Raw genomic sequence first — 22467 nt, forward strand, 5'->3', positions numbered from 1 at the left:
GTTATGGGCGAGCCTGCTAGGATCCGGTCTGTCGTTTAGCTAGCGCTGCTTGCGGCTTAGCCAACAGAAAACGAAATAAAAAGCCGTTAAAGGCAAAAGAATATCACCAAAGTAATAGAGATTCGCTTTGGTGGACGCATGTACCTAGGTAAGTACCTAGCTGTATCAATGCAGCGCCAGCGCCTGATTGCAGTCCTTTACTCGGTCTTCCTCTATTTCTCACTTCTTTTTCTCGGTTTTTGGTGGTTAAAACTCGTACCCTCGCGACCTTATTCTTGCTTTTGCTGTCGTGGCAGGCCCGTTATGGCTTCGCTCAGAACACACCCGCGGCCAATGCTGGCCCCTTGCTGACTCCCGCGCAGTTTCTTGGCTATCAACTAGGTAGTCAGTTTACTCCCCATGCGCAGCTGCTGCGCTACGTTGATCATATTGTGCAGCACTCGCCTACCACCATGAAACTGGTGCACTACGGCGAAACGTACGAGCATCGCCCCCTGGAAGTCGTGCAGATTGCGGCCGCCAACAACTTCTCACGGCTGGAAGACATTCGACACAACAACCTGCGCCTAGCCGGTGTAGAAAGTGGTCAGGCAAGCCGTCAGATGCCCGGCGTAGTGTGGCTCAGCTACAACGTGCACGGCAACGAGTCGGTATCATCGGAAGCGGTGATGCAGGTACTCTACGACCTAGCTAACCCGCAGGACCAGGAAGTGCAGCAGTGGCTCCAAAACACGGTAGTGCTAGTGGACCCTTGCGTGAACCCAGACGGCCGCGACCGGTACTCTTCCTGGTACAACCGGGTCCGGAACCAGTCGCCGAATGCTTCACCCTATTCCTGGGAACACCACGAGCCCTGGCCCGGCGGCCGCTACAATCACTACTACTTCGATCTAAATCGCGACTGGGCCTGGCAAACGCAGCAGGAAAGCCGTCAGCGCATTGTATTGTACAACCAGTGGCTGCCCGAAGTACACGCCGACTTCCACGAAATGGGACCCAACAATTCCTATTACTTCTCGCCGGCCGCCAAGCCCTTTCACGCCGATATCACGCCTTTTCAGCGGCAGTTTCAGAACATCATTGGCGAGTACAATGAGAAGGTATTTGATAAAAATGGTTGGCTGTACTTCACCCGCGAAACCTACGACCTGTTTGCCCCGACCTACGGCGACACGTGGCCGACCTTCAACGGCGCCATCGGCATGACCTATGAGCAGGGCGGTGGCGGACCCGCGGGCGTGGCTTTTGCCCGCAACGACGGCGACACGCTGACGCTAGCACAACGGATTGCCCACCACGTAGCCGCAAGCCGCGCCACCATTCAGGCCACGGCCGAGCGCCACGATGATCTACTCCGCGAGTTTCAGAAGTACTACGACGACGCCCGTACGAAGCCGAAAGGTGACTACAAGTCTTACGTGCTAGCGGGTACCAGCGACCCTGGCCAGCTCCGCGCTTTCACGCAGTACCTCGACCGCCAGCAGATCAAGTATGGGTACGCGCCCAAGAAGATGAAGACCCGCGGTTTCAACTACACGTCTGGCAAAGTGGAAAGCGTGGCAATTGAGCCGCGCGATGTGGTAGTGAGCATGTACCAACCTAAGTCTACGCTGATCAAGGTGCTATTTGAGCCGCAACCCCAACTCGAAGACTCGCTCACCTATGATATTACGGCGTGGGCCTTGCCATACTCTTTCGGGCTGAAAGCATATGCGTTGCGCGACAAGCTAGATGCCACAGGCGCGGCTCCTGCTCAGACTACGGTAAAAGGCAGCGGTGCGACTACTGAACGGCCTTACGCGTACCTAGCGCGTTGGAACAGCCTCCAGGATATTCGGTTTCTAAGCCGGTTGCTGCAGCAGAGCGTGAAGGTGCGCGTGGCCGAAGAGCCCTTCGAGGCAGAAGGCCAGAAGTACCAGCAAGGCACGCTCGTAATTACGCGTACCGGCAACGAGTACCTAGGCCCGAAGTTCGACCAGCTCGTGCGCGCCCAAGCCGACTCGGCCGGGGTAACGGTGCAGGCTGTGAAGTCGGGCTTTTCTACGACGGGTGGCGACCTAGGGTCGGGCTCAGTACACTTCGTGAAGAAGCCTTCCATTGCCTTGGTTGCCGGACCGGGCGTCGATGCAACGGCCTTCGGGGAGGTTTGGCACTTCTTTGAGCAGCAGATCGGCTACCCCATCACAGTGCTTGGCACAGATTACTTGAGCACTGTGCCGCTCGCTAAATTCGACGTATTGATTCTGCCCGACGGCAACTACACGGACATCTACCCGGAGCGCAACCTGGAAAGCCTGAAGCAGTGGGTGCGTAGCGGGGGTAAGCTAATTGCTTTGGAAGGTGCTTCCCGCTTTTTGGCCAACAAGCGAGACTTCCTCTTGAAAACCAAGCCTACTACCGACTCAACGGCGCAGAAAAAGGCTAGCCCGTACCGGTTGCTGAAACCCTACGGCAATGCCCGGCGGGAAGACATTGAAGATCGGGTACAGGGCAGCATCTACCGCGTGCAGCTCGATAACACGCACCCCTTAGCGTTCGGCTACGGCGACACGTACTTCGCGCTCATTCGCGAGCCACTGGGCTACCGTTTCCTCGGCGATGGGGGCTGGAACGTCGGCGTAATCAAGAAAGGGAGCTACGCCGCGGGCTTTACTGGGTCGCGGGCCCGGCAGCAACTCACCGATACCTTTGTGCTGGGAGCCCAAGAGCTAGGTCGCGGTCAAATCGTGTATATGGGTGATAACCCCTTATTTCGGGCGTTTTGGCAAAGTGGCAAGTTGCTCTTTGGCAATGCGCTCTTCTTCGTCGGGCAATGATCGACGCTACTTACTGCAAACAAAAAGCCCCGCCAAGGTATTGGCGGGGCTTTTCGATAAGCGGCGAAATAGATTAATCTACTACGTCTTCAGCTTTGTTCTTCACGGCTTTCGCGCCTTTTTTCACAGCGTGGCCAGTTTTCTGAGCACCTCTTTTTACAGCGTGACCAGCTTTTTTGCCTGTTACTTCGGCTTCTTCTTTCGTGTTGTGAATTTTCTCACCGGCCTTGGTGCGGCCCGTGCGGCTTTCTACTTTCACAGTACCATTGTCACGTACGGTCGTCGTGGTTTTGGCACCAGTAGCTTCGTTTTGAGTGGTCGTCGTCTGCGCAAACGCAGCGGTCGAAAAGGCTACTGCAGCGAGTAGCAAGAGTGACTTTTTCATAGAAGTTTTAGACTAAGGGAGAGAACCTTTAGGGCCTTATACGCACCCCACAGAAATGGTTGTGTTTGCCGCGGCCATAGAAGGGCGCCCCGTTACATCGACGATTTCACTTCTTTTTTCATCTTGCCCTCGTGGTTTTTACCGCCTTTGTGCTCTGCCTTCATTTTGGTAGTGCCATCCGCCTTCACTTCCGTCTTCTTTTCCATTTTGGCGCCGTGCGCTCCTTTTGCTTCTACTTTAGTTTCGCTCTGGGCAAAGGCGCCAACCGAGCAAATTACCATGGCGAGGAACAAGCTTGCTTTTTTCATGAGTGAAATGAGGTTTTGGTGGATGATTCAACTTACTGGATCGAATATTTCCCACTCCTCATGAAGAAGCTATGAGTAACGGCGTCTTAGCTAAGGATATAGCTAGCTTTTCGTCTACGGCAACCAGCTCAACCTAGGGTAATAACAAAGAACTGTCGCCGTAGCTCAGAAATCGGTAGTCGTGCTGAAGCGCGTGGTCGTATACGCGCTGCCACTCAGGGCCAAGCAGCGCAGCAACTAGTAGCAGCAAGGTGCTTTCTGGCTGATGAAAATTGGTGATAAGGCCTTGCACCACCCGAAATCGGTAACCCGGCGCAATCAGTAGCTGGGTGGTAGCTTGTAGGCCATCAGCCTCTTTGTGCTCCAAATAAGCAAGAAGTGCCTGCAACGCTTCGGCAGTAGAAGGCTGCGGCCGGTCCTCGTAGGGTTGCCACTGGCTTACGTGTAGATCCATCGAGTCGGCGGCTGGGTTCTGTACCAACAGCGCGCCCAGCCAGTACAGGCTCTCCAAGGTTCGAAGGCTAGTTGTGCCTACTGCAATAACGGGCCCCGCAGTGTGCGTCATTAGCTGGCGTAACAAGCTAGCTTCTACACTAATGGGCTCGCCGTGCATGGCATGGCCTGCCATCTGGTCGGCTTTTACCGGTTGGAAAGTGCCAGCTCCTACGTGCAGGGTCACTTGGGCGGTGGAAATGCCACGAGAAGCTAGGTCGGTGAAGACTGCTTCAGAAAAATGTAAACCAGCTGTAGGAGCCGCCACGGCCCCTTCGTGCGCCGCGTATACCGTTTGATACCGAATGGCATCCACGTCGGTATCCGCGCGGTTTAGGTAGGGAGGAAGCGGCAGATGCCCTGCTGCTCGCAACACCTCCGCAAAGGGTAGGGCATCTGGCGTCCACGAGAACTGAATCAAGGCATAGCCTTCGCCGGTTTCTAGGCGCTCAGCGGTAAGCACCGCGGGCTGCCCGTCGGCGTTGAAAGCTAGGGTCACCGGGCCAGTTTTCCAACGCTTGCCGTTGCCAACCAAGCATTTCCAAACGCAACTACCTGTTTGCTGCATGGCAGGCTCGATAGCGCGATGAGGCGCCACGGGCTCCAAGCAGAAGAGCTCGACTATACCACCCGTCGGCCTTTGGCAAAATAGCCGGGCTCGTACCACCTTCGTATCGTTGAAGATGAGCAGCGAACCGGCTGGCAACTCGGCAGGTAAGTCGTAGAAATGTCGGTCGATAATTTGCCCGCTACGCCACACCAGTAGGCGTGAATGGTCGCGGTTGGGGAGTGGCTCGGCGGCAATGCGCGCGGGCGGCAGTTGGTAAGTGAAATCGTGGATAGAAAGGTGACGCGGGTCGATAGCAGCAGACATGATGCAAAGGTACGAGCTAGGCTGCACCCCGGCACAAGGCTAGGTTACTTCCTAAGCGGGCAACCTAGGTACGCCTACAGCTTGTTCTGACCGGCTTTCCGGAAAAACAGCAAGTGTTGCTGCGGAAGCACTTCCACGTTCTTATCGAACTCCAGTCCGATCGAAGCCATTTCCTGCCGGGCCTGCTCGATGCTCATCTTGTGAATGCGCTTAATCGGAACTTCCGGATCTTCGGCCCGATATTCCGCTAGTACTACCCGGCCGGTTGGGGTAAGCGAATTCCTGATGGCGCGCATCATCTCACGCGGATGATCAAACTCATGGTACGCGTCCACAATGAGTACTACATCGACGGCCCCGGCGGGTAGGTTGGGGTCTTGCGTGGTACCTAGCACTGGCTCCACGTTGCTGGCCTTTTTCCGCACTTTGTTCTGCTGCAAAGCAGCAATCATCTCGGGCTGAATATCCACGGCTAGTACTTTGCCTTTCGGCACGAGTGGACTAATGCGGAAAGAAAAGTAGCCCGTGCCCGCGCCGATATCAGCAACGACGTCGGTTTGCTTAAGTTGAAGCTCCCGCAGTAGAACAGCAGTGCCCTCTTCCTCGCCCCGGTCGGCGCGTTCCAGCCAGCCAGCTCCTTCGTGGCCCATCACGTGCGCAATCTGCCGACCATGATAATACTTGCTGATGCCATTTGGATCAGTAGCGGGGCGCAACTCGTAGCCAGTAGAGTCGCTGACCGTTTCGATACGGGGCTGATCATTGGCAAAAGCGGCACTACTTTCAGTGGGCGGCGGTGTGCAGGCTACCTGCAGCAGCAAGATGCCGGGAACCAATAAAAGCTTTGAAAAAGGGGAAGAGCAATGCATAGGTAAGTATTCACTACAAGCCTCCAAACCAAACATCACTTGTTGGAGAAGGGTTCGGCAATGGCCTCACCTTCACGGCTACAACGCACCGGAGCTAGCTTTACTTGTATTCGCAAGCTAAAAAAGCAAAGCGATAGCGCAAGCTTTCTACGGAAGAGCTGCCCTTGAAGGCACCCATAGGTTTGTCTAACAGTCAGCCTTCTGAACAAGAGCGAGATAATCTAAATTCCTGCATTTTTAATACCATGAACTCCGGCCAACCTGTACTTTTACGCGTATAGGCCACTGTTCATTTTCTTTTTCCACCTTCAAACTCTTCCTTATGATGCCAAAAATCCACACTAAATGGCTTGGCTACATGACGTCGGCAGTTCTATTTGCCGCATCACTCACGAGCTGTAATCGCGCGGAGTACGCGATGCTGCCCAAGACGTCGTCGTACCACGGCACCGCTACAACGCGGGCAGTAGCAGTAGCACCCGTTGCCCCCGAGGCAGTGGCTCCGGCTATTATAGAAGCTGCTCCAGTTGCAGCCCCGGTTACAGAAGCTAGCTCGGCTCAAGTTGCACCAGTAGTAGCTGCTCAACCAGCTTCAACTACTGCTTCTGCCCAAGTTGTAGCGCCCAGCACACCTGCTGTTGCTGTTGCCAAAGCCGAAGTTGCGAAGCCTACCAAAACTGCAAAGCTGAATCTAGTGCAGAAAGCGATGGTACAGAAGGTGATGAAAAAGGCCGATAAGCTAGCTAGCAAGATGCAAATCAAGCAGAAGAGCGAAACGGCTGATGCTAAGCGTCTAAGCGGTAACCTTCGTACGGGCATTATCTTGTTGCTAATAGGTTTGCTAGTGTCAATTCTAGGCGGTATCAGCTGGATATTTGGCCTATTAGGTGGTATAATCGCCATTATTGGTGTTGTACTCATCATCCTTGGTCTCTTGGATGAGATATAGGCGCTTATAACATAACAAAACGCCCCACCATCACTGAGATGGTGGGGCGTTTTGTTATTAGCCAGCTAGTTACATTGGGTCAACATCGGCCACCAAGCGAGCCTGCTTGAATTCCTTCTGATCTTTGACCACGTTCATCGCTTCGCAGATCTGAATCTTGGCCTGCTTAAGTACGGTGTGCTCTCGATCGAGCTTGATGGTGATTTCCTGCAAATAGAAATTGCGAATGCGGAAAATATAAGGCGCCTCCGGACCTAGCACTGCCTCCCGGCCTAGCCTTTCGACTAGCTCCTGCGTAAGCAGAATGGCCGCTTGCTCACCGACTCCCTGGTCCATATGCTTCACAGTGAGTCGGATCACCCGCATAAACGGCGGGAATCCGTATTCGCGACGCTGAGTGATTTCGTATTCGTAGAACTCCAGATAATCATTACGAATCACCTTGTCAAAGATCACCTGCTGTGGGTCGCCGGTCTGGATAATTACCTTTCCCTTCTTGCCTTTGCGCCCGGCGCGACCACTTACCTGCACAAACATCTGGAAAGCGCGCTCGTGGGCTCGGAAGTCGGGATAGTGAATAATACTGTCGGCGTTGATGATGCCTACTAAACTCACGTTGGCGAAGTCTAATCCTTTCGTTACCATCTGCGTGCCTACCAACACGTTCGTTGTTTGGTTCTCGAAGTCGCTAATGATCTGTTGATAGGAATTTTTGGCGCGGGTAGTATCGAGGTCCATGCGCTGCACATTGGCAGCGGGCAACATGATTTTGAGGTCATCCTCTATTTTCTCCGTACCAAAGCCCACTGTTTTCAAGTTGCGCGAGCCGCACGCTGGGCATTCTACCGGCATCCGATCCGCGTAGCCACAGTAGTGGCAGCGTAATTCGTGGCTGTGCTTATGATAGCTGAGGCTAACAGCGCAGTTCTTACACTTCGGAATCCACCCACAATCCAAGCAGTTGATGAAAGGGGAGTAGCCTCGCCGGTTCTGGAATAAGATAACTTGCTCCTTCAAGCTAAGCTTAGTTTCAATTTCCGTCAGCAACTCGGGCGTGAAGTGATTATGCATCTTCTTCGCTTCCCGAGTTTTGCGCGTATCCACTAGCTCAATCTCGGGTAGGCCTGCTTCCCCAAACCGCTTGGTAAGCGAGACTAGGCCGTAGCGCCCGGCGCGCGTTTGATAGTACGTTTCCACAGAAGGTGTCGCCGAGCCGAGCAACGTTTTAGCGCCTTGGTAGTTGGCCATCATCAGCGCTACCTCACGGGCATTGTAGCGCGGAGCCGGATCATACTGCTTATAGCTCGACTCATGCTCCTCGTCGACGATGATCAGCGCTAGGTTGTCGAAGGGCAGAAAAACGGCCGAACGCACACCCACTACTACCTGGAAGCGGCCCGAGAGCACACCGTTCCACACTTCAACCCGTTCGTTGTCGGAGAACTTGGAGTGGTAAACACCTAGGCGGGAGCCAAACACCCGCATCAAACGCGTTACGATCTGCGCAGTAAGCGCAATTTCGGGCAGTAAGTACAGCACCTGCCCGCCTCCGTCCAGCGCTTTGCGGATGAGGTCGATATAAATCTCGGTTTTGCCAGCACCCGTTACTCCGTGCAGCAGCACAATGTCTCGCTGCCCAAAGTGGTTGAGCACTTCATCCCGGGCGGCCGTTTGGGCTTCGCTCAATGTGAAGTGCAGCTTCGCTTCAGGCTCGTCATCCAACGGAAAACGCGACACAATCACGTCGAACTGTTCCAGCACGCCGTTCTTAATAAGCGTATTGACGGCAGAAGGGGAGAGGTGTGGGCTGCTGGTGAGATACGCTTTTTCCAGACCGCGCTGGTTGGCGTGAATGTTCTGATAAACAGGCACGCGCTGCAAATAGCGCATGAGCACATCCAGTTGTTTCGGCTTGGGAGCTAGCTTTTGGAAAAGCTCTTCCAACGCGTCTTCTTCTATGAAGTGATGAGCCAGCCGCACCTTCTTCACTACTTTCGGGGTGTACTTATCGGCTAGGTGCTCAAACAAGAAGATGGCATCTTTCTGCATCAAGCTCTTGATCACCTTGTGAAAGCTGCTGATGCCGAGTAACTCGCCTACTTCTGTGAAAGTCAACGACTTTCCTTCTTCCGACGATAAGATGCTAATAATGCGCTCCTCTTGCTCCGACAGTGGATAGGGGTTTTCCTCTGGCACAAACGCGGGATGCAGCTGAATACGCGACTCGGAACTAAGCTTCAGCGCTGAGGGCAATGCCGCATTAATTACTTCACCTAGGGTACACATATAATAGTCGGCCATCCAGCGAAATAGTTTCAGCTGTGGCTGTGTGACTACTGGCGCGTCGTCAATAAACTCCAGAATGTACTTGGCTTGGTATTGCGCTGGGGGCGTCTCATGGACTGCCGCCACAATACAGCTAAGCGTTCTTTTTGCCCCAAACTGCACGATTACCCGTCCGCCAATCACGACTTCGTCGTTCATCTCGTAGGGCACGCGGTAAGTGTAGAGCTTCGGCAACGGCAACGGCAGAATCACATCCACGAAAAGCGTGATGCGGTCTGTCGCCGTCGTTTCCGGCAAAGCAAAGTCAAAAGAGAGGCTCAAGGGAGGAAATACTGTCGGGCGAACCGTAAAGATAACACGAAGGACCCGGTAACTGGAATGGCGTGCTTCAGCTAGGGTGTGCTTACAGCTGTGCTAGGGCCTCGGCAACGGTGTGCACCGGCTGCTGACAGGCACGATCAAAGCACACATAAAGGGTAGTCTGAGCGTTTAAAGCCGTCCGTTGGTGCAACAGGGGCAAGTCACTGCCAGAAGTTGTTCCAGCTACTACAGCATTCGGCAGAAAATATTGCTGTAGCTCCCGGCGCATATTTTCCGCCTCGGGCCCTACAATAGCAATTTCAGCCGTTGGCTTCAGTAGAGTTGCGTACAGCGAAGCCCAATTTGTCAGATGTTGTGGCTCCTTCACCACTAATCCTTGCACCTGCTGAAGCATTATGGTGGCTAGGTCGCTGTACTGGGTGTTTTCTAGGTGCAGACCTAGCCGGTGCAGATTGTGCGCCATCACCGAATTGGAGCTAGGTATCACGTTGTCGAAGAGTTCTTTCTTGCGCGCAATGAGTACCTCACCGGTCGCATCGGTATAGAAAAACTGATTTTCTTGCGGGTCAAAGAAATTTGTTAGTACATATTCCGTCAAAGTCGTTGCTTCCCGCAGCCATGTCTCATCGAAAGTAACTTCGTAGAGTTGCGAAAAGGCTTGAATGACCAAGGCATAATCTTCTAAGAAGCCTGCGATAGTAGCCCGGCCATTTTTATAGTTACGCCATAGGCCAGCGCCATTGCGAAGGTTTTGCTGAACAAATGTTGCATTACGTAGCGCTAGCTCCAGAAAAGCAGCGTCTTCGAAAGCGCGATAAGCATCAATTAGCCCTGACAGCATCAACGCATTCCAACCAGTCAGAATCTTATCATCGAGCCCCGGACGAGTGCGTTCAGCCCGGGCAGCCATCAGCTTTTGCTTCCATTCACGCACTAGTTGGGTGACTACTGCCGAAGTTAGCTCGTGCTCTTCAGCAAATTCCGCATCCGTCTGCCGCCGATGCAGAATATTGCGTCCATGCTCCCAGTTACCTAGGCTCGTACAATTATAATAAGCAGAGAAAAGCGCCTCTTCGTCGCCAAGTAACGCACCTAGCTCTTCTTTGGTAAACACGTAGAACTTACCTTCCTCGCCTTCACTATCTGCGTCTAGCGACGAATAAAATCCGCCCTCTTGACTAGTCAGCTCGCGCTCTACAAAGCGTATTGTGTCGTATACAACTTCCTTAAATAGCTCCTTCTTCGTTACTTGGTATGCTTCGGCGTAGAGGCTTATGAGCTGTCCATTGTCATACAACATCTTTTCGAAGTGGGGTACTAGCCACTCGGCATCAACGGAATAACGTGCGAAGCCCCCGCCTGCTTGGTCGTACAAACCGCCCCACGCCATTTCCTGAAGGGTGAGTACTACTTGATCAAGTGCCGATGGTTGGCCCGTCAGTGCATGGCAGCGCAGCAGAAAGCGCCAGATGCTTGGCATAGGAAATTTTGGCGCCCGGTTCATCCCACCTAGGTCTCGATCAAAGCGCACCTCTAGGTTGCTGAGCAAAAGCCGAAACTCGTCTTCGGATAAGCTAGGGGCAGTACCAGTGGTACGATACTTTTCTAAGTCGCTGGCGCGTAAAACGTGCGTGAATTGCTCTGCTGATTCATCTAGCTCAGCGCGGTGCTCACCTTGGTAAGCTTCCCCAATGCTTGTCAGTAGCTGTACCCAGTTGCGAGGCGGAAAGTAGGTGCCTCCGTAAAAGGGCTTCGCTTCAGGCGTTAAAAATACGTTCAAAGGCCAACCTCCTTGAACGCCCATAGCTTGCACTGCATCCATATATATCTGATCAACGTCTGGTCTTTCCTCCCGATCTACTTTGATGCAGATGAAATGCTGATTCATCACGTCCGCAATTCGCGTGTTTTCGAAAGATTCGCGCTCCATCACATGGCACCAGTGACAAGCAGCATAGCCGATGCTTACCAAGATAGGCTTCTGCTCTGCTTTTGCACGGCCTAGGGCTTCTTTCCCCCACGGGTACCACATCACAGGGTTGTGAGCGTGTTGTAGTAGATAAGGGCTGGTTTGGTCCACCAAATGGTTCGTGAAAGCAGGCACAGAGTCAGACATCGGGAAAAAAGAGGTTAGCTGGTAAAAACAAAACCCGGCAAAGGCTGCCGGGTTTCGATTTATATAGTAGGAGTTGGTTCGTCAGTTTTAGCGGCTGACTTGCGAGGCGGACGACCACGGCGCTTATTAGCCGTTGTTGGAGCTTCGGGCACTTCTACTGGCTTCGGTTCGGGAACTGGCTCCGGTAGGGTAACAAGAGGGGTTTCAACAATTGGCGCTGTTGGCTCCTCAGTCGGCGCCTTACGACGAGATGGACGTGGTGCAGAGTTGGCCCTTGGTGCTTTCGGCACTGTACTAACCGTAGCCTTTGCTGACTTACGGCCACTTTTTGCTTTTAATATTTGACCTGCGGTGCGCCCTTTTCGCACTTTCGGCGTTGCTGTCATAGGGGTAGTAGGTTCTGCTAATGCAGGCATTCCAACAGCCTCCGGTTCTGATGCGGGCTGTAATGTACTTTCCTCCAACAATTCAGCAGGAGCAGGATCTACCTCAGGAACTAGAGCTAGGATGTTAATTTCTTCCGGCTGTTGGTCTGAGGAGTTGTGGACCTCCTCAGCGTTAGGCGTCGGTTCTGTCGAGCTTGCTTCCTCTATAGAATCTACAGACAATGGTAGCTCTGTCGCGGCTAATGCTGCCAACTGTGCTGCCTTTTTGCGAGCAGTACGCTTAGCTCCACCCCGCGAGCGACGTTTCTTTTTCGCAGGCAATGGTGCAGCTTCTTCCGCCTGCACATCCTCTACTATAGTTGCTGTTTCTTCTGTCGCTTCTGCCTCGTCATCTTCAGTATTTTCGTCAGCTTCGTCGGTTGTGATCAAAGGAACGATTACTTCTGATGGCACCTGGCCAATGTCAATACGTTCCTCACCGTCCTCTTCTAGCTCAGGTGCTGCTACAGGTTTCGGAACTGGCAAAGACCGTAAACGCTGTTCCACGTCGCGAATCTCAGCACGCAGATCAGCCTGGGTTGCTAGTCGTTGCAAGCGGGCAAGTGTACTTTCTAGAAACTGCCGATGCTCTGGTGCTCCTGGGTACAGAGGACGATGAGCAAGCGCCTGTTGGACCGACATCCATTCTTTCTGAAAACGACCAAAGTCGCTATCGAAATAAGTGCGGGTAAATCGCTCCCAGATATAATTCTCTGCTACCTCCGATGGGTGCAGCATATCAGCCGCATAAAAACGATAATCGCGTAAGTCGTCGAGTAATAGTTCATAAGCCGGGAAATAGGCTACATCCGTCAACAATTCACTTAAGTAGTGACAAGCTACGCGCAACACGGACTTGCTCACTGCGTTAAGCGGCAGTGTGTCTTTCAGATGACGAACGGGGCTCACTGTCAGAATGAAGCGTAGCTTGGGATTCTGCAACCGTAAAAATGCGTGTGTTTCCGCTACAGCATTGATGATCTCATCCGGCGTCAAGAGTTCTTGGTCGAAGCGGTCAGCAGGAACCTTGTGACAATTGCTCACCAACTCTTGTGTTTCCAAAAGACGATAAACAAAAGCAGAGCCTAGGGTAAGAATAACTACATCGGCAGTGCGCAAAAAGTCGCCAGTTTGCTGCACTAGCCTCTGAATGTGCTGCAACAAATCTACTGGGGAGTCAGCACCGATAGAAGCGTGCAAATCGAAGCTTTGCCACCGGCCTCTTGCTTCTACCAGATGTTGTTGCCAATCTAACTCTTCACCAGCAGCGGCCCGAAGTAGCTTACACGCTGATAAAGGATTAAATAAGGTACCAAAGGGGTTAACCAAGGCCTGCACTTTCGCATCAAGAAGGCGCTTACCGATTGTGTCGGAGAAGCAAGAGCCCACAGTAAGGACGCGTGCTGATGCAGGCAGCAATTGCGGGTGTGCAATAAAAGGAATCTCGGTGCGAAACATTCTAACTAAATATGGCCGCGACTAGACAAGGAACAAGCAACCTACTGAACTCCGTGCGTACGACCAAGAAATTGGGCCAAGCTATTCTCTTAGTCAACTAATCTACTGATTACGTGAGATATTGTATTATCAGTAATCTTCGTAGAAAAATAAGAGTCTACAATTTCAACAAAAAAGCCCAACCACAAGCGTGGTCGGGCTTTTCATGCAAATATAGCAACTTACTCTGCTACGACGTTAAAGCGAATTTGGTGCTTAACTTCTTTGTGTAGGTTGATAGTTGCAGTGTATTCACCAGCAGTAGTAGGATCTTGATCAAAAGAAATACGCTTACGATCAACTTCTATTCCTTTTGCTTTGAGAGTATCAGCAATTTGCAGCGTGGTTACGCGACCGAAGATCTTGCCCGTCTCACCTACTTTAGCAGGAATTTCCAGCACTGTATCACCAATCTGATTGGCAATTGACTGTGCGTCGTTTTTCACTTTCTCTGCTTTGTGAGCAGCTTGGCGTACGTTTTCGGCTACGATCTTCTTGTTGGCCTTATCAGCCAGAACAGCCAGGCCTTGTGGCAGTAAGTAGTTACGGCCATACCCAGGTTTTACCGTCACGATATCGTTCTTGTAGCCTAGGTTCTTTACGTCGTCTTTCAGAATTACTTCCATGTCTTTCTATAGTATTGAGTAGTGAGTAGTAAGTATTGAGTAAAAACAGTAGGGCTACCCCGGCTGCCTCACTGCACAATACCAACTGCTCAATACTAATCTTTCTATTTCAGCGAATCAGTTACGTAAGGCATCAAAGCTAAGTGACGAGCTTTTGCTACTGCTTGAGCTACTTTGCGCTGAAACTTCAAGCTAGTACCAGTGATACGACGTGGTAATACGCGGCCTTGCTCGTTCACAAACTTCAACAAGAAGTTTGGGTCCTTGTAATCAACGTACTTAATACCGTTCTTTTTGAAACGGCAATATTTCTTGCGGGTATCCTGCTTGTGGATTTTTTCGTTGGCTAGGCTCATCTCTTTACTGGGCTACGGCTTCAGATGATTTCTGGGCTTTCTGCTGGTTCATTTCCCCATTGCGACGGCGCTGGTTATAAGCTACTGCATGCTTATCAAGCACCGTAGTCAAGAACCGAATGATACGCTCATCGCGGCGGAATGCCACCTCAAGCTGGTCGACAATGTTGCCTGAGCCAGTAAACTCAACTAGGTGATAGTATCCAGTTGATTTTTTCTGAATCGGATAGGCCAGTTTCTTGAGGCCCCAGTTTTCAGTGTTGATAATTTCGGCGCCATTTTCCTTAAGCACCTGCGAGAACTTCTCGATCGTCTCTTGCACCTGAGCCTCGTTCAGCACGGGGGTCAAAATGAAGACCGTCTCGTAATTTCTTACTTCCATTAGACGGGATGAAATATGTTAAGAGTGAAAAACTAAATGAGGCGGCAAAGATACCATTTTCATTTCTCATGACAAGCACCGAAGCTTAAATAGTTCACAATCAATTAGGATAAGGTTTATCATACAGCTATGCCATGCTAGTACATACTTAGTGCAATTATCTTGGTAATTCGCAGATAATGAGTTTGGATAAATCAATGCATTTTGTTAAATACTAATATAATAAGCATTGCTTCATCTATGCAGGTACCTGAATAAACAGGTATTTACTATGCATTTTAGAATGTTTCTAAGCAAGATCCAATACGTGAAAATTACCTGAACTAGGTTTGTGGTCTGCGATTCACGACCTACATTTGTGGCCTTGGAGCACCTGTGCGTTTCTTTTCTTCAGTCTTTTTGTGCTATGGATAGCATCCGACTACGTTCTCTTTCTCATCTCTTTCTTGCGTTGTTTCTAACGTTTGCTGGCCTAGGTAATGCTATGGCCCAAGAGCAAGCTTCAGGTACAACAGCCGTGGGTTCTGCTCCGGGTGTTAGCAAAGAAGGAGTTGCTCCTGGCGCTACTGCCGGAGCCTCGCCAGCCACCGGTGGTGGTGATGCAGCCGCTGTTGCTGCTGGCGACGCCTTGTTCAAAGGCAATTGTGCTCAATGCCATGCTGTCAATGATGTGGTTGTTGGCCCCGCGCTGAAAGACATCTCGAAGCGCCGTCCTATCTCATGGATCATTCCATGGGTAAAGAACTCGAGCAAAGTCGTAGCGAGTGGCGATGAATATGCTGTTAAGCTGTTCAATCAATATCAGAAACAGCAAATGCCGAGCTTCCAACTCTCGGATGCTGAAATCACCTCCATTGTTGCGTATATCGATGCTGAAGGTGGCAAAAGCAGCCAACAAACCGCCGGGGGAGTAAGTGCTGGTAATGCCGCTCAAGCTGACGGTAAAGATGGTGCTGCTGCCAGTGACGGTTCTGGTGCTGGACAGTACGTCAACGTTCTTTTGATCGTTTTAGTAGTTGTGCTGATAGTGCTGGTAGTGACGCTTGTCATTATCGCTAACATCATGAAAGATGTATTGCGTGGTCGTAAAGATTTGGATGGTCGTGACGTTGAATTACTCGAAAGCCGTTTCGACTACTCGAAAATTTATAAGTCTAACGCTGTACGTGGTGTAGCATTGACAGTATTCGTGCTAGCTATTCTTTACGAATCTGTGCAAGCAGCGATGGGAGTAGGTCTAACACAGGGATATCAGCCAACACAGCCAATTGCCTTCTCACACAAGCTGCATGCCGGTACAAATCAGATCAACTGCGCGTATTGCCATACTAGTGTGTATAAGAGCAAAAGCGCAAACATTCCTTCGGCAAACATCTGTATGAACTGCCACTCGCAGATTAAAACGGAGTCGCCTGAGATTCGGAAAATATATCGCGCTATTGAGAAGAAGCAACCTATCCAATGGGTTCGTATTCACAACTTGCCTGACCTAGCTTACTTCAATCACTCACAACATACTCAGGTTGGCGGCATCGAGTGCCAGACTTGCCACGGTCCTATTCAAAACATGGAAGTGGTATATCAGTACTCAGCGCTAACGATGGGCTGGTGCATCAACTGTCACCGTGAAACCCCACTTAACACGAAAGGTAACGGCTATTACAACAACCTTGTAAAGCTGCATGACAAAGCCAACAGCGCTGCACCTTTCACTGTGTCTTCTAACGGTGGTACTGAGTGTTCAAAATGCCACTACTAGGTTAATAGGAATGATGAAGGAGCTAAGAACTAAGATTTAGCTCCTTCACTTTGTCATCCTAGCTTCTTAATACAGTTTTAGATCCTACAATAAGCCTTAACTTGGTGATAATCCTAGTTCAAAGTCAGAACATAGGTGCCAAGCTCCTAAGTCCAAAAACAAATGCAAGAGTCGCCTAAGTACTGGAAGGGAATTGAGGAACTGGAAAACTCGCCGGAGTTTGTGAAAAACGCACTCACTGAGTTTGCGGATTTTCTGCCGGTGAAGGAGACCTATGGCTCTTCCGACGCATCGGTAGCACCACGTCGCGACTTCCTCAAACTCATGGGCTTCGGCATTGCCGCTGCCACATTAGCTAGTTGCCAAACGCCAGTTAAGAAAGCCATACCTTATCTGAACAAACCAGAGGAGGTTGATCCAGGCATAGCTAATTTCTATGCCTCGTCTTACTTCAACGGTGCAGATTACAATAGCATTCTCGTAAAAACGCGCGAAGGCCGTCCAATTAAGTTAGAGGGTAATCCTGGTTCTCCCGTTACTAGAGGGGGGCTATCAGCCCGAGCGCAAGCTTCAGTACTAAGCCTATATGATGGTGGCAGACTGCAACATTTTACGATCAAAGGGCAGAAGGCTGAAACAGCTCGTGTAGATCAGGAAATCCGTGCTAAGCTAGCTAGGGCTACTGGGCGCATTGCCATTGTGTCTCCCACTATTATTAGCCCCACTACAAAGAAAGTTATCTCAGAATTCGCTGCCCGGTATCCAAATACGGAGCATGTGATGTACGATGCCAACTCTAGCTCTGCTTTATTACGAGCTAATGGTGGCATTTTACCAGCCTATGACTTCAGCAAAGCGAACGTAATCGTTAGCCTAGGTGCTGATTTCTTAGGCACTTGGTTGTCCCCTGTAGAGTATGCGCGCCAATATATCACTAACCGTAAGGTATCGAGTGACAAGCGCACAATGTCACGGCATTTCCAGTTTGAATCCTCTATGTCACTCACGGGGGCGAATGCTGACGTGCGCGTTGCAGTAAAGCCTTCGGAAATTGGTGCCGTAGCAGTAGCATTGTATAATGGTATTGTAGGAGGAGCTAGCTCGTCTTTCAAAAATGAACAGTTAAATAAAGCAGTAGCAGAGCTTAATGCGCACCGTGGTCGTAGCCTAGTAGTATCGGGCTCAAATGATGTAGCTGTTCAGACTCTAGTTGCTGCTATCAACCAAGCGCTCGGCAACGTTGGTACGACGGTTGACACTGCTAATCCTTCTTACGTTCGCCAAGGTGATGACGCTCGTCTTCTTCGCCTAGTGAACGACATGAATGCGGGAACGGTTGGTGCTGTCATTTTTTATCATGCTAACCCTGCTTATAACCATCCTTTAGCAGATAAAGTACGGTCAGGCATCGCAAAGGTACCTGTAACCATTTCGTTAAATGATCGTCTAGACGAAACAGGTTCACTCTGTTATTATGCTTGCCCAGACCATAACTTTCTAGAGTCGTGGAATGACTACGAGCCTAAACGTGGCTTTTTAAGCTTAGCACAACCTGCTATTTCTCCTTTGTTCGCGACACGTCAGGCCCAAGATAGTCTACTGACTTGGGCTGGCAACCGGCAGAGCTATTACAATTATCTGCGCACTAACTGGCGTGGAGTATTAGGTACTAATTTCCAGAGCAACTGGGATAAAGCGGTTCATGACGGTGTCGCAGTTGGTTCCTTATCACCGACTATCCAGCCTCAACTTGGTGGTTCTGTAACCGTCGAACAAGCACTCAGCACTATATCTGGAGCTCAAAAAACCGCTGGTATTGAGTTAGCGATTTACGAGAAAGTAGGCGTAGGTCCTGGTTACGGAGCGGATGCTAACAACCCTTGGTTGCAAGAGCTACCTGATCCAGTTTCAAAAGCTACTTGGGGTAACTACTTGGCAGTGCCACGTTCTATGGCAGTTGCTGACGAAAACAAATGGGAGCAAGGTGATATAGTCCGCATCACAGCTGCTAATGGACAGTCTATCGAGTTACCAATTCTAATTCAACCAGGCCAGGCACAAGGTACCGTAAGTGTTGCTCTTGGCTACGGTCGCGAGAAAGCTGGCCGAGTAGGAGATAAGCTGGGTACTAACGTTTACCCATTGGTTGCAGTAGTAAATAATGCACTAGCTTATACTACTGCGATTACTAAGATTGAGAAGACAGGCGCTAAGTCGCAGATCGCACAGACACAGACGCACCATACTATTATGGATCGCAAGCCTGTAGTGCAAGAAGCTACGCTTGCTGAGTACATTAAGAATCCTAAAGAAGTAACCGAGTACGACAAGATTGCTACTCCCGAAGGGTTAGAGGAACCTAGGAAGGTTTCCTTGTGGCAGGATTATGAATACAAGAACCACCACTGGGGAATGGTCATCGACTTAAACTCCTGTATTGGTTGTGGTTCTTGTGTACTAGGCTGTCAAATTGAGAACAACGTAGCTGTAGTTGGTAAGCAAGAAGTAATTAACCGGCGCGAAATGCATTGGTTGCGTATTGACCGCTATTATAGCTCTGATCACCACAAAGACGAATTTGAATCGAAAGGTAAGCTAGCTACTTACCGCGCCATGGAAGACCCATCAGATAATCCATCTGTTATCTTCCAACCTATGCTGTGTCAGCATTGTAACCATGCGCCTTGCGAGACAGTATGTCCGGTATTAGCGACTACTCATAGCTCGGAAGGCTTGAATCAAATGACCTATAACCGCTGCGTAGGTACACGTTATTGCGCGAATAACTGCCCCTACAAAGTGCGTCGTTTCAACTGGTTCTCGTATTACTCTAACGAGAAATTCGAAACAGTCAATGGCCATATGTTCACCGACCTAGGTCGTATGGTACTCAATCCTGATGTTACTGTTCGAGCTCGTGGCGTAATGGAGAAATGCAGCTTCTGCGTACAACGCATTCAGCTTGCTAAGTTGGAGGCCAAAAAGCAAAAGCGTCGTCCAAAAGATGGAGAAGTAGTAACTGCTTGTGCTCAATCGTGCCCAACGCAGGCAATTGTCTTCGGTGACTTACTCGATCCAGAATCACAAGTTCACAAGATTACACGCCGTGAACATGGAGAGCGTGGATTCTATGTGCTTGACGCAATTAATACGCAGTCAAACATTACGTATCTCACGAAAATCCGTAACACGGAAGAGAGTCGGAACGCTTAACTTTTGTGTGCTATAGAAGTGTCACCTAAAAAGCTGTTCTTCCTTCCACTCCTTTAAGTTTAAGATTATGCAACACGTATCAGCCGTAAGGGAGCCTCTCGTAACAGGAGGAAAAACCTATCACGACGTTACGCAGGACGTGTGCCGCCAAGTAGAAGCCAAACCGAACGTCCGGTGGATGGCTGCTTTGAGCGTAGCATTATTTCTGTTCGGCGTTTTTCTCTATTCTGTATATCGTACTCTGTGGTACGGTATCGGAGAATGGGGTCTAAATAAGACAGTAGGATGGGCCTGGGACATCACCAACTTTGTATGGTGGGTAGGTATTGGTCACGCTGGTACACTAATCTCTGCAGTGTTGTTGCTATTCCGTCAAAAATGGCGGACTTCAATCAACCGTGCTGCAGAAGCTATGACCATATTTGCGGTAATTTGTGCCGCTATGTTTCCAGTACTACACATGGGGCGCCCTTGGTTAGCTTTCTGGGTATTACCATTCCAAAACACGTTTGGCTCTCTGTGGGTCAACTTTAACTCCCCGCTTCTTTGGGACGTGTTTGCCATCTCTACTTACTTCTCAGTATCGCTTGTGTTCTGGTACACGGGCCTAATTCCTGACTTTGCTACTATTCGTGACCGTGCCAAAGGTCCTATCGCTCGCCGTGCTTACGCTTTACTAAGCTTTGGTTGGACAGGCTCAGCTAAACACTGGTCGCGTTACGAAACAGTATCGTTGATTCTTGCAGGCGTATCTACTCCTCTAGTACTGTCAGTACATACCATTGTATCTATGGACTTTGCCACCTCTGTAGTACCAGGCTGGCACACAACTATCTTTCCTCCTTACTTTGTAGCGGGTGCCATCTTCTCTGGCTTCGCTATGGTATTGACTTTGATGCTCATCACCCGTGTGGTGTTTAAATTAGAAGACTACATTACCTTGGAGCACATTGCTCTGATGAATAAGATCATGATGATTACTGGGTCGATTGTAGGTGTAGCCTACATCACTGAGTTCTTCATAGCTTGGTATTCACAGGTAGAGTTTGAGCAGTATGCATTTATCAACCGTGCAACAGGTCCATATTGGTGGGCTTATTGGTCGATGATGACTTGTAACGTGATTACCCCACAGCTGGTGTGGATTCGTAAAGTTCGTTACAGCATTCCACTTACGTTCTTGCTATCGATTATCGTGAACATTGGTATGTGGTTCGAGCGCTTCGTTATCATCGTTACTTCGCTGCACCGCGACTACCTGCCTTCAAGCTGGGCTATGTTCTCGCCTACTCGCATCGACGTTGGTATTTATTTAGGCACCATTGGTCTGTTCTTCACGTTGTTCTTACTTTTCGCTAAGTTCTTTCCTGTGATCAACATGGCAGAGGTTAAATCTGTACTGAAGTATGGAGTAGATAATGGGCCAACTTATGTTGCAGGGCATGATCATCATGCTTCTGTTCAGCATTCCGCTACTCCTGGTGTTCCCGCTTCAGCTCCCGTAAACTATAATAAGCATGACTAAGCGCTTCGCCCTCGGCATATTTGATGACGAAGACGTGCTGCTGCACGCAATCGATAACATCCGCGCTGCTGGTGTTAAGATACATGACGTATTCACTCCCTTTCCAGTCCATGGCATCGATGATGCTTTAGGAATTGAGCGTTCTCGTTTGCCGATTGCTGCCTTCTTCTTCGGATTGTGTGGTACTTCATTCGCATTATGGATGCAGATATATATGCTAGGTTTTGATTGGCCAATGATCATTGGAGGTAAACCTCACATTGCCTTACCCGCATTTATCCCTGTAACTTTCGAGTTAACAGTGCTCTTCTGTGCCTGGGGCATGATGATCACTTTCTTCACCATTTGTGGGCTGTACCCACGATGGAAGGTGCCAGTGCTGGATGTTCGCTCGACAGATGACAAGTTTGTGATGGCTATTGATTTGAACAATGGAGCTGTCGATATGAACCACCTAAGACAGTTGTTGCGCGACAACGGTGCTTCGGAGGTGAACGAAAAAGAAATGACTCAGAAATAATGAAGCATACGCTGAAATTAGGTCTGCAAGCGTCGGTTATATTGTTTGGAGCAGTTTGTACTGTTGCTTGCAACGAAGCCGGTAGTCCCGGTGTGGAATATGCTCCGCAGATGTACGAATCCATTCCTTACGAGCCTCTCAAACAGGAAAATGTTAATATCATCAATCCGATGGGTATTAATATGCGCACACCTGTAGTAGGAACGGTTCCATCTGGTAAATTGAATTACTACGATCACATTCCAAAAGACAGTGTTCGTATTGCAGAACGGGTTCTTCGTAATCCTTACGCTTACACGAAGGACAATTTAGAAGAGGGCAAAATTCTTTACACTCGTATCTGCTCACATTGTCATGGCGAGCAGGGTGACGGGCAAGGGCCTGTAGGGCAAAAGTTCAAAGGTGTGCCTAATTACTCTACTGGTAGTTATAAGGCAATGAATGATGGTCACATTTATCATGTGATTCAATGGGGCCGTAATCGTATGATGCCTCACGGCTCTATTGTGAACCCAGAAGAACGCTGGAAAATTGCTATGTATGTACGTGTACTACAGCAAGGCAAAGGTCCGGATGGGTTAGCTGATCTAGTTCAAGCTAAAGGAGATGATTCCCCTGAGATAGTTGACGAATCACAAACAACTGATCGAGCTGAACAAGGTCCAGTAGAAGAAGCACAAGCTGGCTCTGGCTCAGCAACACCTGGGCAAGGTGGTACAAAAGCACGCAACGGAAAGACTAACTAAGG

The 22467-nt window shown here is 50.1% G+C and carries 17 protein-coding genes and 1 pseudogene; 7 read left to right on the forward strand and 11 right to left on the reverse strand.

The window, feature by feature from the left end:
- The first annotated feature begins 242 nt into the window (after positions 1-242).
- Positions 243-2816: a M14 family metallopeptidase gene (locus tag BXP70_RS05990; protein ID WP_245849518.1), complete on the forward strand. Its 2574-nt coding sequence runs from the start codon at positions 243-245 to the stop codon at positions 2814-2816.
- A gap of 73 nt (positions 2817-2889) precedes the next feature.
- Here the strand turns inward: BXP70_RS05990 and BXP70_RS05995 are convergent, their stop codons facing one another.
- From BXP70_RS05995 to BXP70_RS06010, 4 genes are all read right to left on the reverse strand, one after another.
- Positions 2890-3201, reverse strand: a complete 312-nt coding sequence (locus tag BXP70_RS05995) for a hypothetical protein (RefSeq protein WP_086593107.1) — start codon at positions 3199-3201, stop codon at positions 2890-2892.
- A 92-nt stretch (positions 3202-3293) separates the two neighbouring features.
- On the reverse strand, positions 3294-3509 hold the full coding sequence (locus tag BXP70_RS06000; protein WP_086593108.1) for a hypothetical protein: 216 nt from the start codon (positions 3507-3509) through the stop codon (positions 3294-3296).
- Positions 3510-3642: 133 nt separating this feature from the next.
- Positions 3643-4875, reverse strand: a complete 1233-nt coding sequence (locus BXP70_RS06005) for an S-adenosylmethionine:tRNA ribosyltransferase-isomerase (protein WP_086593109.1) — start codon at positions 4873-4875, stop codon at positions 3643-3645.
- Between the two features lie 74 nt (positions 4876-4949).
- On the reverse strand, positions 4950-5744 hold the full coding sequence (locus tag BXP70_RS06010; RefSeq protein WP_086593110.1) for a class I SAM-dependent methyltransferase: 795 nt from the start codon (positions 5742-5744) through the stop codon (positions 4950-4952).
- A 322-nt stretch (positions 5745-6066) separates the two neighbouring features.
- On the opposite strand from BXP70_RS06010, the gene BXP70_RS06015 reads away from it, so the two are divergent.
- Complete coding sequence (locus BXP70_RS06015) at positions 6067-6693, forward strand: hypothetical protein (protein ID WP_143436386.1); 627 nt, start codon at positions 6067-6069, stop codon at positions 6691-6693.
- A 69-nt stretch (positions 6694-6762) separates the two neighbouring features.
- Here BXP70_RS06015 and priA read toward each other — a convergent pair whose 3' ends face one another.
- The 7 genes and pseudogenes from priA to BXP70_RS31010 all read right to left on the reverse strand — a co-directional run.
- Positions 6763-9300: a replication restart helicase PriA gene (gene priA / locus BXP70_RS06020; RefSeq protein ID WP_086593112.1), complete on the reverse strand. Its 2538-nt coding sequence runs from the start codon at positions 9298-9300 to the stop codon at positions 6763-6765.
- 82 nt (positions 9301-9382) lie between these two features.
- Entirely contained in the window at positions 9383-11416 is a 2034-nt protein-coding gene (locus BXP70_RS06025; RefSeq protein ID WP_086593113.1) for a thioredoxin domain-containing protein, read from the reverse strand.
- A 59-nt stretch (positions 11417-11475) separates the two neighbouring features.
- Entirely contained in the window at positions 11476-13299 is a 1824-nt protein-coding gene (locus BXP70_RS06030) for a GSCFA domain-containing protein (protein WP_086593114.1), read from the reverse strand.
- A gap of 221 nt (positions 13300-13520) precedes the next feature.
- Positions 13521-13964: a 50S ribosomal protein L9 gene (gene rplI, locus BXP70_RS06035; protein WP_086593115.1), complete on the reverse strand. Its 444-nt coding sequence runs from the start codon at positions 13962-13964 to the stop codon at positions 13521-13523.
- A 104-nt stretch (positions 13965-14068) separates the two neighbouring features.
- Positions 14069-14320 (reverse strand): 30S ribosomal protein S18, encoded by a 252-nt coding sequence (gene rpsR / locus BXP70_RS06040; RefSeq protein ID WP_086593116.1) that lies wholly within the window; start codon positions 14318-14320, stop codon positions 14069-14071.
- Between the two features lie 4 nt (positions 14321-14324).
- Positions 14325-14702: a 30S ribosomal protein S6 gene (rpsF, locus tag BXP70_RS06045; RefSeq protein ID WP_086593117.1), complete on the reverse strand. Its 378-nt coding sequence runs from the start codon at positions 14700-14702 to the stop codon at positions 14325-14327.
- A 13-nt stretch (positions 14703-14715) separates the two neighbouring features.
- A pseudogene (locus tag BXP70_RS31010) lies at positions 14716-14772 on the reverse strand (hypothetical protein); the annotation flags it as partial.
- 336 nt (positions 14773-15108) lie between these two features.
- On the opposite strand from BXP70_RS31010, the gene BXP70_RS06050 reads away from it, so the two are divergent.
- The 5 genes from BXP70_RS06050 to BXP70_RS06070 all read left to right on the forward strand — a co-directional run bounded on the left by BXP70_RS06050 (position 15109) and on the right by BXP70_RS06070 (position 22465).
- Positions 15109-16461, forward strand: a complete 1353-nt coding sequence (locus BXP70_RS06050; protein WP_245849519.1) for a cytochrome c3 family protein — start codon at positions 15109-15111, stop codon at positions 16459-16461.
- A gap of 162 nt (positions 16462-16623) precedes the next feature.
- Positions 16624-19674 (forward strand): TAT-variant-translocated molybdopterin oxidoreductase, encoded by a 3051-nt coding sequence (locus BXP70_RS06055; protein ID WP_086593119.1) that lies wholly within the window; start codon positions 16624-16626, stop codon positions 19672-19674.
- 67 nt (positions 19675-19741) lie between these two features.
- Positions 19742-21199, forward strand: coding sequence for an NrfD/PsrC family molybdoenzyme membrane anchor subunit (gene nrfD / locus BXP70_RS06060; protein WP_245849523.1), 1458 nt, complete (start codon positions 19742-19744; stop codon positions 21197-21199).
- On the forward strand, positions 21192-21719 hold the full coding sequence (locus tag BXP70_RS06065) for a DUF3341 domain-containing protein (RefSeq protein WP_086593120.1): 528 nt from the start codon (positions 21192-21194) through the stop codon (positions 21717-21719). Before nrfD ends, BXP70_RS06065 begins: the two co-directional genes overlap by 8 nt.
- Positions 21719-22465, forward strand: coding sequence for a c-type cytochrome (locus tag BXP70_RS06070; protein WP_086593121.1), 747 nt, complete (start codon positions 21719-21721; stop codon positions 22463-22465). Before BXP70_RS06065 ends, BXP70_RS06070 begins: the two co-directional genes overlap by 1 nt.
- The last annotated feature ends 2 nt before the right edge of the window (positions 22466-22467 follow it).

The organism is Hymenobacter crusticola (genome assembly GCF_002154225.1).
Lineage (GTDB): Bacteria > Bacteroidota > Bacteroidia > Cytophagales > Hymenobacteraceae > Hymenobacter > Hymenobacter crusticola.